We start from the raw sequence: 17,837 nt of genomic DNA on the forward strand, positions 1-17,837 counted from the left end.
CAAACAGCACTACCGAAAAAAAACTCAACCAAGCTGTTACAATTAAAGCCACCACAACAGTCATTGGCAAATTACCTTTACTAAAAATACCTTGAGACATACCGCACTCCTCTGAGATTCATTTAACTTGAACAATTGTAAACCATTTCGGTCCATTACTGCAATTTAGACTTGTCTTCTGGCTTGTCCGGACCAAGCTGATTTGATGGCAACATAGGGTCATCGTCATCCATCAGTATTCGCTGCGCAGGGCCTTCCATATCCTCAAACTGCCCATTTTTTATTGCCCATAGAATACCAAGCACAATAAATGCGATAAAAATCGCAGTCAGACCCAGCAAAAATACCAGAGTGGAAGTCGTCATTTAACGCAACCTTAATGCATTCAATACTACGATTAACGAACTGATCGACATACCTAGCGCTGCCACCCAAGGTGAAATATGGCCCAACGCTGCAAAAGGCAATGCCGTAAAATTATAGAATGCTGCCCAGAACAAATTCTGCCGCATGACTTTCAAAGCAGCTTTTCCGGTATCCAGCGCAACTGCCACATCATTCAACTTACTGGATAACAGCACAATATCACTGCTCTGGCTAGCAACATCCGTACCTGTACCCATAGCGAAGGACACCTGGGCACCGGCCAATACCGGCGCGTCATTGACACCATCGCCGACCATGGCAACAACACGCCCTTGTGCTTGCATTGCCTGCAGCACAGCCAGCTTATCCTGGGGTTTCTGTTGGCTGTTATAATTTTCGACCCCAAGCTGCGCTGCCACATAGCCAACAGCCGCTTCACTGTCCCCGGACAGGATACTCACACCAATACCCCGTGAGAGCAATGCATTTACAGCCACAGCGGCGTCATTGCGCAGTGGGTCAGCCAGGGCGAAGACGGCCAGTACGTTCTGTGCATCGCATAGCCAGATCAGCGTTGCGCCCGGAAATTCTGCCTGCATGCCAACATCACTGTGTGACTGGCTAGCCTCAGCAAATCCCCTGTTACCCAATGTATACACAACCCCGCCAATTTCACCTGTAACTCCTTGACCAGGGAAATTTCTGGGATCCGATACCTTAGGCAGGGTAACCGTGTCTACTTTTCGCAAAAATGCATGCGCCAAAGGATGTTCAGAAGCCTGTTCCAGACTTGCCGCAATCCTGCTGCATTCCGCCACATCAGATTGCCCCAATGGGATAGCGCTTACTATTTCGGGCTTACCAATGGTGAGCGTGCCTGTTTTATCAAATACGACATGATCCACCTGAGATAACGTCTCCAGTGCATGGCCGCGCATCACCAGTATGCCGCGCTTGATCAAATGCGACCCAGCTGCTGCTAATGCTGCCGGCACTGCCAAAGACAGTGCGCAGGGGCATGTCACGACCAGCACGGCCAACACAATCTCGAATGCTCGGCTGCTGTCCACCCACAGCCAGGCCAGTCCAACAATCAAGGCAAACACCAGCAAACCCAGCGTAAACCAGGCCGCTACCCGGTCTGCCAGCTGTGCGATTTTCGGTTTTTCAGCTTGCGCTTTGTCAACCAGTCGCACAATGCCTGCCAAAACGGTATTCTCACCAACTCCGGTAACCGACAATGTCAACGGACCTTCCAGATTTACGCTTCCAGCTATGACCGCATCCCCTATCTGTTTCGCGACAGCCCGGGATTCTCCTGTCAGCAGCGATTCATCAACACTGGTGACGCCCTCTATTACGACAGCATCCGCAGCAATCGTCTCACCCGGTTTGGTTAAAACATGATCACCTACCAACAAATCCAGTACGGGGACATATTCCTGCTGGCCATTTTTAATTCGCATCGCCATGGCGGGTTGCAGCTTAAGCAGATTTTCTGCCGCTTCTACCGACTTTTCTCGCGCGCCCGTTTCAAGCAGACGTGTTGCCAGCAAAAACAATGTAAACATGCCGATGGTATCAAAGTAGACATGAGCACCGCCCATGACAGTGACCCAGACACTACCCAAAAACGCGGTGATTATTGCCAGTGCGACAGGCACATCCATATTCAGATGCCCTGATTTCAATCCACTCCACGCTGACCGGTAAAACGGCCAGGCAGCGAATATCACTACCGGTACGGTCAGTATCAAACTGAACCAGCGTAACAAATACACGGTATTGGCTTCAATGCCATACCATGCACCCGCGTACAAGCCTACAGCCAGCATCATTACTTGTGACGCTGCGATACCTGCAATCGCGATGCGTTGTAAATCCTTTTTGCGCTGGGTTTTACGCAGCTGGTCTGCCTGCCGGGCGTTATAGGGGTGGGCATTATAGCCGAGCAGTTGGATTTCCTGGAGTATGCGAGACAAGCCTATTTTGCGCTCGTCCCAGGATACACGCGCACGGTGACTGGCGTAGTTGACTTCTACTGAAATGACGCCATCCAACTGCTTTAGATGACGTTCGTTAAGCCATACACATGCGGCGCAAGTGATGCCCTCAAGTATTAGCACGGCTTCCTTGCAATGCTCTCCGGCATCAATCACAAAGCTGCGCTGTATCTCAGGATGATCATACAGCGCCAGTTTCTTAATCTCATCTGGCAGCACTTCCTGACCGCTTCCAGGCATAGCAGTACGGTTGCGATAGTACTCAACCAGGCCATTATCAATAATAGCTTGCGCTACCGCCTGACATCCGCGGCAGCACATTTCATGGTCTACACTGTCTATGCATACACGGTACTGAAATCCTGTAGGCACTGGTTGCCCACAGTGATAACACTGTTCAGAAATATTACTCATGCTAGATGTATTGTTCAGGCTGCTGTCTTGACAACAACATCACGCTCAACCTGAATGCGCTTACCCTCTGCATCAATGATTGTGCGCATGATCCAACTACCCGCGTCGGGGATACTGAATTGACCAGAGTAACTACCCTTACCCACATCCTCTAATCGTGTTTGTGCCTGAGCTTCAACATTACCTGCACGGAAGAACTGCACCGTCACTATGGCATTCTCAATCGGCATATTATTCTTGTCGTTTATCCTTACGTCTACGGCATTAGTCAGTTTATTGCCGGCAACTAACTGTTTAACGCCAACAACCTCGATACCCCATCCTAGCTCACGTAAACTGGATAGCTGTTTCAGGTGCTGGTTCTCGGCTTTTGCGGCTTGTTCATTATGTTCGGTAACACCAGAAAATCCGGTATATACAGGATGGATTTTTGCCCGTGGTAAAAACAGACTGGCGATATAAGTCGACACGCCTTTGGTTGAAATGGAAACAAATGCTCCATCAACTACAAACAGGATTGCAAAAAACCCGATAAATATTTTTGGTACCCAGTGCAATCCCTTACCTGATTGCTGCTCGGGACGACCCAGTAAGGTCATGGCTGTAGCTGTTGTTAAAAATACAGCTAAATGCACTGACACTATATCAAGGCTTAAACCATTAATAAGGCTATAGCTCAGGATTGCTATACTGACGACAGCAGCAGATACAACACCACGCCAGTAGTTTGCAATACCAAACCGCCCAAGTAACCAATGGATAAGAATAACTAGAACCGTACCGCCGAACAACGTTTGCACCAAATTCATTTTTCCGCCTTCTCACTGTAGAAATTTGCCGCTTCCTCTGCATGATCATCCCGATCTGTGAGAGACTGAATGACAAATTCAAAATGTTTATATTTTTCAGTCTGTTCTGGCTGTAACTTAACACTTGCCTGAACGATGACACTCTTGCCGCTATGAACGGTGACATTCTGCATTGACCCCAAATCCAATGCGCCTGGAGGCAGGTGTTTTGCACTGATGCTATAGACAACATCCCGGTCTGATTTATTGGTAAGCCGAATTTGATAACGGTTACGAATCTCACCACTAGATAAAATAACAAACAGAGGCTGTCTGATCTGCTGAACACTGTGCTCGAAATCGGTACGTTCTTCTATGCTATAAATCAAACCCGCAGACATACCCAGAATTGCAATCAAATAACCAGCGAGCTTCCACCTTTTCCAATCAATATAAGGCGGCTTGACTACTGGAGCAGCTAAATTCGCCTCAGAATCGTAACGTATCAGCCCCCTGGGGTAGTCCATGGAATCCATTATGTTATTACATGCGTCAATACACAGACCACATGAAATACAACGGTATTGCAGACCATCACGAATATCAATACCTGCAGGGCACACCTGTACGCAGAATCCGCAATCAATACAATCTCCATGACCTTGTGCCTGACGGACATCACGATTTTTCAATTCACCTTTAGGTGAAATGCGGCCATTCTCACCTTCTCCTCGGCGTGCATCATAAGCAACCGCCAATGTTTCCGGATCATACATTACGCTCTGAAATCGCCCATATGGACATACATAAGCACAGATTTGTTCCCGCATGAACCCTGCTGCCGCGTACGTACTTAACGTCAAACCAATGACGCCTACATATGCGGCGTATGCAGCATGCCCTATAAAGAAACGGTGCAGGATGTCCGGAGCATAACCGAAATACAATACAAACGTCATTCCGGTCCAGAATGCGATTAATAGCCAAATGAAATGCGTGAGCCCAATCTTTGCAATTTTTTCCATATTCCACGGCTGTTTAAGCAAACGTAGCCGCGCAGGACGCTCGCCTTGGATTAGTCTTTCTACCCAGATAAACAAATCAGTCCACAAAGTCTGAAAACAGAAATAGCCGCAGAAAGCGCGCCCAATTAGAGATGTTGCAAAGAACAATATGATTGCGGAAATAAATAACAACAAGGCTAACCAAAACACATTTTGCGGATAAACGACCAGATCAAAAATAAAGAATCGGCGTCCATCCATATCAAACATAACCGCCTGAGACATCGCATCATGCCTCGACCAGGGCAACCAAGGCAACGCAAAATAGACTGCGTACGCTAACACCAGTATGGCAGATTTCAGGTTCCGGAAACGCCCCTTGACGGACCGGGTTACGATAGGCATGCGCTTTTCGTAAAACTGGATAGGCTGTTCGATTCCTGTACTCATTTTTTCTCCACAATGCAAAACCCCCGCACATAGCGGGGGCTTTGACGTTCAGCGATTATATAACTTAATTGCTTGCACTACGCTTACTTACCACCACCCAGTTCGTGCACGTAAACAGCCAGTAACTTAATTTGATCAGCGGAGAGACGATCTTGCCAGGCTGGCATAACACCCTTATTTAGGCCATTACGAATTACAGCCTTAACAGCATCTTCTTTAGCCGCTACCGTTTCAGCTCCCGGTACGTTAGCCCACAACCAGATCTTGTCGGTCAAGTTAGCAGAACCAATTTCCTGGCGTCCTTTAGCATTTGCACCATGACAGTAGAAACATGCTGCAGTTTCTGAATGGAACAGTACGTCACCCGCTTGCGCGCTTGCTGGATTAACTGCCACTTTAGACAAACTCAGGACATAATCAGCCAGCTGCGAAATTTGGGTTTCATTCAAAGCTTCCGCAAATGGCGGCATGTAACCATGGCGACCACCTGTGATAGTTTGCTGAATATTTGCAAAATGCCCACCATACAACCAGTCATCATCTGTCAGGTTAGGCGCAAAGCCCAATTTACCAGCACCACCTTGCTGATGGCAAGGTGCACAGTTATCAGAAAATATCTGTTTACCAGCCGAGACCACAAAACTGTTCAGCTCTGGGTCTTTGGTGATTTGTTCAAAAGGTGTGCTTGCAACCTTGGTGTAATACGGTTTTTGTGCTGCAACCGCCACGTTGGTTTCTGCCATTAGCAATGCACGCGTATTCCAATGCGTTGTTTTAGTTACGCCTTTGTCATTCACGTAGGTAATGGTATCAAAACCTTTGGTATAACTACCGCCAACTGGCCATGCTGGATATAAGAACCAATAAATCACAGCTGATGCAACACTTATGTAAAACGCTACTAACCACCAGTTTGGTATAGGGTTGTTGAATTCCTGTAAATCCCCGTCCCAAGCATGACCTGTGGTCTGCGGTCCTTGTGATTGCTTATTATCCTGACTCATTTTTTATCTTCCTTGGTTTCAGATTCATCATCAAGGAACGGCATATTTTTATAGCTCTCCAGCCGTTCGCTACGCTTCTTGTTACCAAACACATAGAGCACTATCAACACAAAAGTAACAAATAATATTACCAGTGCTACAGGTTTCGTATTCTCAAACGACGCGAACCAATTTAGCCATTCCATAATGAGTAGCCTAGATTAACGATATTTGACGAATGCATCATCGTCGTATTTGCGGAAATCAACCATCGTTCCCAATACTTGCAGATACGCTACCAGAGCATCCATTTCTGAAATACTGCTGCGATCGCCGTCATAGTTGCCTTCTTGCGCTTGCGCAATCAAGTTCTTACGAGCGTCTGCAATACTTAGCATCTTGGCAGTATCAGCACCAAATTTCTTAACATTGGCCTCATATTCATCTTGATTCAGCGAATAAGGTACACCAACGGCACGCAATGCTTTCATACGATCAGATATGTCTGAAATATCCAGCTCAGTAGACAGCAACCATGGGTAGTTAGGCATCACGGATTGCGGCACCATTGATTTTGGATTCAGCAAGTGCGCGACATGCCATTCATTTGAGTACTTTTTACCTACGCGAGCCAAATCTGGTCCGGTACGCTTGGAACCCCACTGGAACGGATGGTCATACTGTGATTCTGCCGCCAAAGAATAGTGGCCGTAACGCAACGCCTCGTCACGGAAAGGACGAATCATTTGCGAGTGGCACAAATAGCAACCTTCACGCTGGAATATGTCACGACCACGCTGCTCCAAAGGAGTATACGGGCGTACACCATCCACTTTCTCTACCGTGTCTTTAATAAAGAATAATGGTGCTATTTCTACCAGACCACCCACGCTGATCGCCAACATCGTCAACACTAGCAACAGCCCGACGTTGGTTTCAATCCATTCATGCTTAAAGTTAAACATTTATATTATCCCTTCGGTTATGCACTAGCCATGCCGGTCATTTTGCCATGTGATGCGGCATGTAGTTTTGCCGCTTCACGCTTGCCTTGACGAATCGTCATCATTACGTTGATGAACATCATCGTCATACCGGTCACGAAGAACATACCGCCTATCGCACGCATTGCGTAGAAAGGATGCATAGCCGCGACAGATTCAACAAACGAATACTGCAAGTTACCGAACTGATCAAATGCACGCCACATCAATCCCTGAGTAATACCTGAAATCCACATTGCGGTGATGTATAACAACACACCAATGGTTGCAAACCAGAAGTGAATTTCTATCAGTTTCTGACTCCACATTTTGGTATTCCATAATTTAGGAATCATGTGATACAGCGAACCGAAGCTCACCATAGCTACCCAACCCAAAGCTCCGGAGTGCACGTGGCCCACGGTCCAGTCAGTATAGTGAGACAAGGCATTCACATCTTTCAGAGCCATCAAAGGACCTTCAAACGTGGACATACCATAGAAAGACAATGCCACGATCAGGAAGCGCATAATTGGATCTGTACGCAATTTATCCCAGGCACCAGACAGAGTCATAATACCGTTGATCATACCGCCCCATGATGGCAACAACAGCATGATAGAGAACGTTGCTGCCAATGTTGAAGTCCAATCTGGCAGAGCAGTCCAGTGCAAGTGATGAGCACCAACCCACATGTACAGGAATGACAGCGCCCAGAAGTGAACGATAGACAAACGATACGAGAAAATTGGACGACCCGCTTGCTTAGGCACGAAGTAATACATCATACCCAGGAAGGCGGCAGTCAAGAAGAAACCAACTGCGTTGTGGCCATACCACCACTGTGTCATCGCATCTTGCGTACCTGCGAACAGGCTGTACGATTTCATCGAGAACAGACTGATAGGCACAGCCAGGTTATTAAACGTGTGCAGAAGCGCTGTCGCCAGTATGAACGCCAGGAAGAACCAGTTAGCCACGTAGATATGCGGCTGTTTACGACGCATAATAGTGCCAACGAACAAGGCAAGATAAGTAACCCAGACCACTTCGATCAGAATATCGATAGGCCATTCCATTTCCGCATATTCGCGGCTCTGGCTATAACCCAGCATATAGCTGATCCCGCCAAGCGCAATTGCTGCCTGCCAACCCCAGAAAGTAAAGCTGGCCATGCCGTCACTGATCAGCCGAGACTGACAGGTACGCTGCACTACGTAATAAGAGGTAGCAAACAACGCGCTACCGCCAAAACCAAAAATTACCGCACTGGTATGCACCGGACGCAAGCGACCGAATGTAATGTAAGGGATATCAAAATTCAAAAATGGCCAAGCCAGTTCGGATGCAATATACACACCCACTGACATCCCAATCAGGCCCCATACTACTGCCATGATTGAGAATTTTTTGACTATCTCAAAATTGTACTGCTCGGTACTGCCAACTGCTGTAGCCGCCATGGGAGTCTCCTACGCCGCTAAGTCTATAAAAAGGGAATATGCTTAATCGGGCATTTTACCCGCGGCAATATGCCGCACGCAAGCCCAATACTCGATTATTCTTATATTACTTTTACCGTTTATCAGGTAAGCCTTGGTTTATTAAAGACAATGTTATCTCAATAATTTCCTGAGATCATTTGCAATATCTGTTGAACTTTCTGCAAATGGCATTTTCAAACGCAAACGGCCTGAGGTATCGTACACGTAGGTGAAGGCACTATGGTCTACTGCGTATTGCCCCGCAGTATCCATAACTTGCTTATGGTAATAAATATGGAATTGCTTTGCGACCTGCTCGGTATTGGCTGCATCTGTATACAGACCGAGAAACCGCTTATTAAATGCCGGCACGTACTTGGCTAATACAGCAGGTGTATCGCGTTCCGGATCTACCGTTACGAACAACACCTGTACTTTATCTGCATCAGCGCCCAGCATTTTTAATGCTACCGAAAAATCATACAGCGTTGTGGGACACACATCAGGACAGTGCGTGTAGCCAAAAAATATCGCCACCACCTTGCCCTTAAAGTCGGCTAAATGACGCCTGCGGCCATTATGATCCAGCAAATCGAAATCTTTTGCATAATCCGCACCGGTGATGTCCTCAGCTATGACATGCTGCAACGGCGGCAAGGTTGGTGATTTTTGTTCACACCCGGCCAATAAAAGCCCCAGCCAGACGCATGCGACCAGCAACCTTGCGGAACGCATTTATGGCGCCGTGGGCAATGCCGCTATTGGCATATCTGCCAAACGATAGCGACCACTCTGCACTGCTGCAGCCAAGTCTGCCAGCGACATCTGATTCAGCATCTCTATCACTTTTTCTTTGATTGGCAGCCAACGCGCATGCACCGGGCAAGCCGTTTCATCACTGCAGCGCTTAAGCCCCAACAAACAACTTTGGGTAAAATCAGCCCCTTCGGTCAACTGCAGCAGTTGCATCAACGAGACTTGCGCAGCTTCTTCTCGCAGGCAAAACCCGCCCAGACGACCTCGAAATGAATACAGCAACCCGCCCTTACTCAAGCTTTGCAAAATTTTTGCCAGATAAGGCGCAGGCACATTCAGACGGGCCGCAATATCCTTATTCAGCACAGGCGCGCCTGCGGGCTGAGTTGCCATATAAATCATCGCCTGAACGGCGTATTGACTTGTTCGAGAAAGAATCACAACTTCACCTTATGCTATATATAATCCAACACCAACCCGGCGAACACAGCCGCTCCAAGCCAATGGTTGTGCAAAAACGCACGAAAACATTGCACGGGGTCACGATTACGTATCAAACGGTAATGGTAAACAGCTATCCCCGCCGCCACGACCAACCCGGCAAAATATACCAAGCCACGTTTATCCTGCCAACCTATCCAAAACAATAATCCCAGCGCCATGCCATAACACAACATAATCGCTATCACATCGTAGCGACCAAAGGTAATCGCCGATGTTTTAATGCCTATTTTTAAATCATCTGCCCGATCAACCATAGCATATTCAGTATCATATGCAATCGACCAAAACACATTTGCCAGCAGCAACATCCATGCCTGCACAGGCACCGAACCCTGAATCGCGGCGTAGGCCATCGGAATACCAAAACCGAACGCAATCCCTAAATAAGCCTGCGGAATTGCAAAAAAACGCTTGGTGTAAGGATAACTTGCCGCAAGCAGCAATGCCGGGACAGACAACATCAACACCAGCGAATTGAGCGGAAGTATCAACAAGAAAGCCAGCACCGCCAGACCAGCAGCTAATAGCAGCGCCTCTCTACCTGTTACCAACCCGCTGGCTAAAGGACGATCTTTAGTGCGCGCCACATGCGGATCGAATTCACGATCCGCATAGTCATTCACCACACACCCTGCTGAACGCATCAGCACAGTCCCCAGCGCAAATATCAAGACTATCGGCCACGGCGGGTGCCCTGCAGAAGCAAACCACAAGCCCCATAACGTAGGCCATAACAATAACAAGATACCAATCGGTTTATCCAGCCGCATTAACTTCTCATACTGATCCAATCGCTCTATCAAGGTCATAATGTCACAATATCAGGCAAAAAAACTTCGGTTACAAGAATACGCCGTGTCGACAATGTAAATAAAGAACGCCGCGCCCACAAATACGCTGGCGGTTCCGCCACAACAGCCACCGCCTGATGATATAGCGGGTGACGCCTGTCTATTTTTCGAAATTGCAGACACTCGCGTTTTACCATCGGATCGGCAAATAACGCCGCGCCCAGCGGGCGATTCCCAAGCCGCCCCAGGTTCGCCCAGCGATCAGTCAAACTGGAGTAAGGCAACACACTGTGCGCAAACACTACCGGTGTAGTGCCGCAGCACAAGAACACATCACGCAACAGCGCGCGCTGTTGAACACCGACTCCCGCCATATCCGCTTCATCTAATGATGGCCGGGCATCGCGCTGATGAATTTCCTGCACGGCAAAATCGGCACAGCGCCGAGTGATGCGTTGCGTAAGCGAATGCCGATCAATCAGCCACGCCCGCATTTCCCCCGACACACCCACCAAAGCATCATGCCAACCCGAAAACCGCATCACATCCACTCAATCCCTGCAGCTGGTTATTTGACAGCAATATAAGCCATCATCGCTTTATATTGCGCGATATCAACCGGCTCAAAGTTAGGAAAACCTGCGCCACGGAAGCTCTGCATGGCTGCAGGATCTTTATAGGCATTTAATAGCGCATCCGTTATTTTCTTTTTAAACTCAGCAGGGTAATCCCCGCGCACGGCAAATGTCAGATGCGGCGCCCCCTGGCTTTGCATAATCAGGTTCAAATCCATCCCGCCTGCAGTGTTCCATGAAGAGTAAACAATCGAGTTCGCGACCCCGATATCTATCAGATGGTACTTAAATGCCGTGTAAACACCATCAATATCGTTGTAATACGTTACGCTTTTGAAATATTTCGCCGGGTTTATTTTCATATCACGCAGCTTTGCCAAAGCCAGCAGCGTAATCATCGAATTCTTATCGGTAAATCCTATACGCTTGCCTTTCATATCTTCCGGAAAGGCAATTCCCGATGCCGCTGGCGCAGCAAATGCAGCCGCCAACTGCCCCGGCACCCGAACTACCGGCTCATAGCCTGCCACTACATTCGCTTCCATGATCATGGAAGCCGGTGCAAACATTAAACCAAAGCGCTTTTGCTTCGCCTCGGCAATCAGCTTGTCATGCTCGCGTATCGTTTCAACCTTGACCGGCACACCCAATACCCGTGTCAAATACGCTGTAAAGCCGCGCGAATCTTGCGCCGACTGTATCGGGCTGCGATTGTAATCCTGAAAGCCGATAAACAAAGTATCTGAAGCATTTGCCGTCATCGCACACAGCCATAAACCCATCACCCATAATTTCTTCATTGCTGTCGTCCCTTATTTTTTATAAAACCGGTTAAATTCTAACATGCATCACTCAGCTGTAACCGGTACGCAACACTACGCCTTGACAAATTCCTGCCGCCCAGCCAACCAGCGCGCCAAATGCGACTCCACTGCTGCCGGATATTGCTTGAGCATAAGCTCCGCCGCCTGCTGCGCCTTAGCCAGCAAATCGGTGTCTTCGGCCAGATCTGCAAAGCGCAACATGGGTGCACCGGATTGCCGCGCCCCGAGAAACTCTCCCGGACCACGCAAATTCAAATCTTCACTGGCAATATAAAACCCATCCGCACTTTCAAAGATGATTTTCAATCGCGCCCGAGCTAACGCTGACAAAGGCTGTTGGTACAGCAACACACACGCGCTCTTTGCTGCGCCGCGCCCCACCCGCCCACGTAACTGATGCAGTTGCGCCAGCCCCATACGTTCGGCGTGTTCAATTACCATCAATGAAGCGTTAGGCACATCCACCCCGACTTCGATCACCGTCGTCGCCACCAGCAGATCGATGTCACCTGCAGCGAATTTGGTCATCACCGCCGCCTTATCGGCACTTCTCATACGCCCATGCACCAACCCTACCTTCACATCGGGCAGCGCTAACGACAGTGCGGCAAAAGTATCCTCCGCGGTTTGCAACTGCAGCTTTTCCGACTCCTCTATCAGCGGGCACACCCAATATACCTGCGCACCCGTCTGACATTTATCCCTGACCAGCCCTACCAGCTCATCCCGCCGATTATCCGTTACCAGCTTGGTCACTATCGGAGTCCGCCCCGGTGGCAATTCATCGATCACCGACACATCCAGATCCGCGTAGTAACTCATCGACAAGGTTCGCGGTATCGGCGTCGCGCTCATCATCAACTGATGTGGCTGCACGCCTTTCTGGCGCAATGCCAGCCTTTGAGCAACGCCAAAACGATGCTGCTCGTCGACCACCGCCAGACCCAACCGGGCAAATGCCACCTGCTCCTGAAACAAGGCATGAGTGCCTGCCGCCAGCCTCGCCTCACCGCTAAGCAGCTTATCCATCGCGGCTTGCTTGGCTTTTTTCGGCAAGCTCCCGGTCAACCACACTACCTCAACACCCAACGGCTCAAACCATGAGCGCAACTTATAATAATGCTGTTCGGCCAATATCTCCGTCGGCGCCATGAAAGCTGCCTGATAACCACCGCCGATCGCCTGCGCTGCTGCCAGCGCGGCCACCACCGTCTTGCCGCTACCCACATCACCCTGCAACAAGCGCTGCATAGGATACGGCTGCCCCATATCACTGCGAATTTCCTGCCAGACACGCTGCTGCGCCGAGGTTAACGCAAACGGCAAAGCCGCCAACAGCCGCTCTGCCAAATCCGATCCGCTACCTATCGCAGGTGCGCCCAATGCCCGTCGCGTCTGTCGCGCGAGGCGCAAGGACAATTGCTGCGCCAACAATTCATCAAATTTAATGCGCTGCCAGGCCGGATGGTCACGAGTAGCCAGTGCTGTTAACGACACATCGGGAGCAGGGTGATGCAAGGCCAACACGCTGTTAGCAAAATCCATCAGCCGGTATTGCTCGCGCACCAGTTCCGGCAAAGTATCTGACAAATCCGCCTGCGCCAACACCAGCGCTATCTGCTTGCGCAACAGGGTTTGCGACACGCCTGCAGCCGCGGGATAAACCGGCGTCAAACTTTCCGGCAAGCCCGCATCTGCACTCACCACCCGGCATCGCGCATGCACCATCTCCAGCCCGAAGAAACCGCCACGTGCCTCGCCTACAGCACGAATCACATTCCCCAGCGTAAACTGCTTGGTCTGGCTGCCGTAGAAATGCAAAAACCGCAAACTCAGCTCGCCATCCGCATCGGCGATGCGGGCGACCAGTTGTTTTCGCGGTTTGTATTGCACCTCGCAGTGCGTCACTACACCCTGTACTTGCGTTAACTGCCCATGCAGCACATTGGCAATCGGCGTAATCCGGGTTTCATCTTCATAACGCAATGGCAGATGCAGCAACAGATCGGCGTAAGTCGCCAGACCCAGCTTGATAAAAGCAGTGGGCAATGGCGCGGCCATATCCAGCTGCGCAGCTTTTGCGGTTACTGCCATACGGTAATTAACCTAGCACCAGCACTCCATCCGCCTCGACTTCGGCACCACGCGGCAATGCCGCCACCCCGACCGCAGCACGCGCGGGATAAGGCGCTACGAAATACTCGGCCATGATTTCATTGACCTTGGCAAAGTGACTTAAATCAGTCAAAAACACATTGAGCTTGACCACATCGGACAGACTGCCGCCTGAAGCAGCCGCCACCGCCTGTAAATTCTGGAAGACCTGATGTATCTGCGCGACGATGCCATCCGCCAGTTGCATAGTGGCCGGATTCAGTCCGATCTGCCCGGACAGGTAAACGGTATCACCGACTTTGACTGCTTGCGAATACGTGCCGATTGCTGCCGGCGCATCGACAGTGCTGATAATTTGCTTGGCCATGAGCTAACCTTTTTTAAATAACAAAAAACAAATTGTCTCACACTGCCATCACCACCGCATCAACCCTGGCCACTCATTGCGTAGCAACCGACCACATTGCTTCAGAACTTGGCAAGGATAACGTTCCATATATGGCCGAACCACCCGGCTTTTTCCACAACCTGCAATGACACCAGTGGCACTCGAGCAAACTCTTTACCGTCCGCCCGCATGACAAGCGTACCCAGTTGCTGGCCACGTTTCAGCGGCAAGGACATTTGCGGAAGCAGGCTCACGCTAACTTGCATTTGCGAATAGCGCCCACGCGGCACCGTTACCCATACATCCGATAAACTGCCTATGGTAATCCGAGCCGGGCTTGCCTGATTATTGCGCACCGTACTGATCACCTGTCCAGCCACATAAGCGCGCCGGGTTTCAAAGAAACTGTAACCATAATTCAGCAACGCTTCTGCGGCCTTGGCACTGCCTGTGCGTGTGCTTGAACCAAGCACCACCGCAAGCAGATGGCGACCTTCGCGCGTGGCCGTAGCATCCAGGCAATACCCAGCCTCTTCGGTATGCCCTGTTTTCATCCCGGTCACCGTCGCATCAGTGAATACCAGCGGGTTCCAGTTCGCCTGCGTCACTTTATTATAAGTGAATGACTTCTCCCCAAAATAATGCAGGTACTGGGGATACTGCCGAATAATGTTTTCGGTGAGGATTGCAATATCATGGGCGCTCAGCAGGTGAGTGGGGGTAGGCAGTCCATTTACATTATCAAAATGAGTCTGGGTCATGCCCAGCTGAGCGGCAGTCATGTTCATCATCTGCACAAAACTCTCCGTGTTGCCGGCAATGGCTTCTGCCAATGCCACCGCTGCATCGTTGCCCGACACTACCACCATCCCCTGCAGCATTTGCTCTACTGTTGCCGGCAGTCCAGGCTGCAGGAACATGGTTGAACCACCCGCCTTCCATGCCGCAACACTGACAGGCACAACCTGATCGAGCTTTAGCCTGCCCTGCGCCAACGCTTGCATAGTCAGATACGCTGTCATGAGCTTGGTGAGGCTGGCTGGCGGCACTTTCTGCTCGGCCTCGCGCGCAGCCAGCACTTGTCCTGATGCAGGATCCACCAGCACGTAATTGCGTGCATCCACATCAGGTGCGTCAGGGATGACCGCCAGCGGAACGGCGGCGGCACTGCCTTCCAGCACCAATCCAAGCAATAATGCACCGGCAACGCGTGATAATAACGATAACTGCATGAACAACTCCTACGTCAGGGATGAGCCAACTACGCGAACCCAGATGGCATAAAGGCAGGCCAGCGTATCAGCGGGCTGAAACCGAGGGATGCTTCCGATTTAACCTCTGCTACGCTTTGCCAAATACAAACTACGGGGGAAATCTATCTGTCCGCAATGCCTGGAGTAGCGCACTGCATTAACTTCTTCAATCCTTGTTCAGCCACTTGAAAAACCAGTACATCGCTATCATTGACACGATAAAAGCAATAACATAACCAATATAAATCAGCATTTTGACTTTCCTATTTAAAACTGACACAACCTATCAGCAGCATTAGCCATTATTAACGCCTCCATTTAATTTGGTGCACGCACGTATCTAAACAGGGAACAGAAACCACACAGCACCTTTCCAGTATTACCCGAAAATACTACCGACAAGGCTGCTATGCGCCAAGCGATTATTTTACCCTGACATGCTTTCAAAGCGTTGACACAGGTTACAACCATCATCTACTTCTATGTAACCGCCAGCGAATGAATAGTTCAATCTTGCCTCTGGTTACTTAACTATTTTCACATCACGGAATACCGCTAAAATACAGGCATTTCACTCTATAAAGACAAAACCATGTTGCGTGAAAGCTGGGTAATCTATGCACTGGGTTCTGCATTTTTTGCGGCACTCACTGCGATTTTCGGGAAAGTCGGCGTGCAAGGACTGAATTCAAATCAGGCCACACTGATCAGAACTGTGGTCATACTCGCCGTCATTGCAGGTATTGTGAGCTTGCGCGACGAATGGCAGAAACTTGACCTGATATCGGCGCGTAGCTGGCTATTTCTGGTGCTATCGGGGATAGCCACCGGCCTGTCGTGGCTATGCTATTACCGTGCGCTGCAACTAGGCCCTGTATCCAAAGTCGCGCCAATAGACAAGCTCAGCGTCGCGCTGGTCATTGTATTAGGCATCCTGTTTCTCGGGGAAAAGCTGACCTGGGCCGTTGCATTGGGCGGCTCGCTGATTTTGCTAGGCTCCATCGTCATCATTGCCTTCTGATTAACTCGCCACACCCGCTGCATTCCACCAGACCATCAGCAAGGTCAATGGTCATGCCGGTGATGCACATCCGGGAAATGCGCGTGCTCGTGCGACAACGGCTCATGCTGATGCTTGTGGGTATGCTGGGTACCCGGCATTACCGGATAATCATGCGGGTGCTGATGATGCGCATCGTGGACATGCTCATGGTCATGCTCCATTGCGTCATGATGATGCCTGTGCTCATGATGCTCGGTCAGATGCAGCCAGACCCCCAGCCCCATCAATAAACCTGCCCCTATCAAGGGTAAGGTAACCGGCTCACCCATCAAAATCGCCAGAACAGCGCCGAAAAAAGGGGCGATTGAAAAATAGGCACCCGTACGAGCCGTCCCCAGATGGCGCAGGCCAACTACGAACAACGTCAAACTCACGCCATAAGCAAATAAGCCGACCACCATAGACCCCGCCAGATGTGGCAACGAGGGTAACGCGGCACCCAGCCAGACAGCCAGCACCAGATTCACCGTGCCTGACACCAGCCCCTTCACCGATGCGATCCAGGTTGCATCGGTGAGCGACACCTTGCGTGTCAGATTATTGTCGATACCCCAGGCCAGGCACGCCCCCAGCACCGCCAGCATTGGCCATAACGGGACAACTCCCGTTTCCGCAGGCCAGCTTAGCACCAGCGCACCGGCGACGATAGCCAGCATACCCAGCGCAATGCGCCGGTCAAAATTCTCTTTGAACACAAACCACGCCAGCAACGCGGTAAACACGCTCTCGGCATTCAGCAGCAGCGAAACGCCCGATGCCGCCATGTTCGTTAACCCGGTCATCAGCAGCACCGGCGCGACCATCCCGCCCATCACCACCGCCCCGGCAAACCAGGGCAATTCCTGACGCGGCAAATGAACAGCAGGGGCATGGCTCAGGTAGCGATACAGTGTCAAGCCGATCCCGGAGCCTAAATACAGCAATCCCGCCAATAGCCACGGGTCCATCGTGCCCAGCAACCATTTCGCCAATGGTGTTCCCGCGCCGAACAGCAACGCAGCGCCTAACGCGGATGCCACGCCGGGCTGGCGCAAACCATGTATCAAATTCATTCTTTTCGCGTCCCGTTCTTTACACTGTGCGCTGACACGCG

18 protein-coding genes are annotated in these 17,837 nt (G+C 50.2%); 1 reads left to right on the forward strand and 17 read right to left on the reverse strand.

The window, feature by feature from the left end; all coding sequences use genetic code 11:
- Positions 1-155: 155 nt before the first annotated feature.
- From ccoS to EJE49_RS02285, 16 genes are all read right to left on the reverse strand, one after another.
- Positions 156-365, reverse strand: a complete 210-nt coding sequence (gene ccoS / locus EJE49_RS02210; protein ID WP_124948765.1) for a cbb3-type cytochrome oxidase assembly protein CcoS — start codon at positions 363-365, stop codon at positions 156-158.
- Positions 366-2,783, reverse strand: coding sequence for a heavy metal translocating P-type ATPase (locus EJE49_RS02215; protein WP_124948766.1), 2,418 nt, complete (start codon positions 2,781-2,783; stop codon positions 366-368).
- Positions 2,784-2,797: 14 nt separating this feature from the next.
- Positions 2,798-3,592: a FixH family protein gene (locus EJE49_RS02220; protein ID WP_124948767.1), complete on the reverse strand. Its 795-nt coding sequence runs from the start codon at positions 3,590-3,592 to the stop codon at positions 2,798-2,800.
- Positions 3,589-5,025, reverse strand: coding sequence for a cytochrome c oxidase accessory protein CcoG (gene ccoG / locus EJE49_RS02225; RefSeq protein ID WP_124948768.1), 1,437 nt, complete (start codon positions 5,023-5,025; stop codon positions 3,589-3,591). Before ccoG ends, EJE49_RS02220 begins: the two co-directional genes overlap by 4 nt.
- A gap of 83 nt (positions 5,026-5,108) precedes the next feature.
- Positions 5,109-6,029, reverse strand: a complete 921-nt coding sequence (gene ccoP, locus EJE49_RS02230; protein ID WP_124948769.1) for a cytochrome-c oxidase, cbb3-type subunit III — start codon at positions 6,027-6,029, stop codon at positions 5,109-5,111.
- Positions 6,026-6,214: a cbb3-type cytochrome oxidase subunit 3 gene (locus EJE49_RS02235; RefSeq protein ID WP_124948770.1), complete on the reverse strand. Its 189-nt coding sequence runs from the start codon at positions 6,212-6,214 to the stop codon at positions 6,026-6,028. The genes ccoP and EJE49_RS02235 overlap by 4 nt, the downstream gene beginning before the upstream one ends.
- Before the next feature lie 15 nt (positions 6,215-6,229).
- Entirely contained in the window at positions 6,230-6,973 is a 744-nt protein-coding gene (gene ccoO / locus EJE49_RS02240) for a cytochrome-c oxidase, cbb3-type subunit II (protein WP_124948771.1), read from the reverse strand.
- Between the two features lie 17 nt (positions 6,974-6,990).
- Positions 6,991-8,454, reverse strand: a complete 1,464-nt coding sequence (ccoN, locus tag EJE49_RS02245; RefSeq protein ID WP_124948772.1) for a cytochrome-c oxidase, cbb3-type subunit I — start codon at positions 8,452-8,454, stop codon at positions 6,991-6,993.
- A 153-nt stretch (positions 8,455-8,607) separates the two neighbouring features.
- A complete protein-coding gene (locus tag EJE49_RS02250; RefSeq protein WP_124948773.1) occupies positions 8,608-9,210 on the reverse strand; it encodes an SCO family protein in 603 nt (200 codons plus the stop codon).
- Positions 9,211-9,672, reverse strand: coding sequence for an RrF2 family transcriptional regulator (locus EJE49_RS02255; protein ID WP_124948774.1), 462 nt, complete (start codon positions 9,670-9,672; stop codon positions 9,211-9,213).
- Between the two features lie 14 nt (positions 9,673-9,686).
- Positions 9,687-10,544, reverse strand: coding sequence for a 4-hydroxybenzoate octaprenyltransferase (ubiA, locus tag EJE49_RS02260; RefSeq protein WP_124948775.1), 858 nt, complete (start codon positions 10,542-10,544; stop codon positions 9,687-9,689).
- Complete coding sequence (locus EJE49_RS02265) at positions 10,541-11,068, reverse strand: chorismate--pyruvate lyase family protein (protein ID WP_124948812.1); 528 nt, start codon at positions 11,066-11,068, stop codon at positions 10,541-10,543. Before EJE49_RS02265 ends, ubiA begins: the two co-directional genes overlap by 4 nt.
- Before the next feature lie 26 nt (positions 11,069-11,094).
- The gene (locus tag EJE49_RS02270; RefSeq protein ID WP_124948776.1) at positions 11,095-11,901 is read right to left on the reverse strand and encodes a phosphate/phosphite/phosphonate ABC transporter substrate-binding protein; all 807 of its coding nucleotides are present in this window, start codon (positions 11,899-11,901) and stop codon (positions 11,095-11,097) included.
- 75 nt (positions 11,902-11,976) lie between these two features.
- On the reverse strand, positions 11,977-14,019 hold the full coding sequence (gene recG / locus EJE49_RS02275) for an ATP-dependent DNA helicase RecG (protein ID WP_124948777.1): 2,043 nt from the start codon (positions 14,017-14,019) through the stop codon (positions 11,977-11,979).
- A 7-nt stretch (positions 14,020-14,026) separates the two neighbouring features.
- Positions 14,027-14,407 (reverse strand): deaminase RidA, encoded by a 381-nt coding sequence (gene ridA / locus EJE49_RS02280; RefSeq protein ID WP_124948778.1) that lies wholly within the window; start codon positions 14,405-14,407, stop codon positions 14,027-14,029.
- Positions 14,408-14,508: 101 nt separating this feature from the next.
- Positions 14,509-15,660 carry a D-alanyl-D-alanine carboxypeptidase family protein gene (locus EJE49_RS02285; RefSeq protein ID WP_124948779.1) on the reverse strand — a complete coding sequence of 384 codons (1,152 nt, stop codon included), beginning with the start codon at positions 15,658-15,660 and terminating at the stop codon, positions 14,509-14,511.
- 613 nt (positions 15,661-16,273) lie between these two features.
- Between EJE49_RS02285 and EJE49_RS02290 the strand changes: the two genes are divergently transcribed.
- Positions 16,274-16,702 (forward strand): EamA family transporter, encoded by a 429-nt coding sequence (locus EJE49_RS02290; protein WP_124948780.1) that lies wholly within the window; start codon positions 16,274-16,276, stop codon positions 16,700-16,702.
- A 44-nt stretch (positions 16,703-16,746) separates the two neighbouring features.
- Here EJE49_RS02290 and EJE49_RS02295 read toward each other — a convergent pair whose 3' ends face one another.
- Positions 16,747-17,796, reverse strand: a complete 1,050-nt coding sequence (locus EJE49_RS02295) for a DMT family transporter (RefSeq protein ID WP_124948781.1) — start codon at positions 17,794-17,796, stop codon at positions 16,747-16,749.
- Positions 17,797-17,837 lie beyond the last annotated feature (41 nt).

Origin of the sequence: Sulfuriferula thiophila (assembly GCF_003864975.1) — a bacterium.
In the GTDB taxonomy this organism is placed as follows: domain Bacteria; phylum Pseudomonadota; class Gammaproteobacteria; order Burkholderiales; family Sulfuriferulaceae; genus Sulfuriferula; species Sulfuriferula thiophila.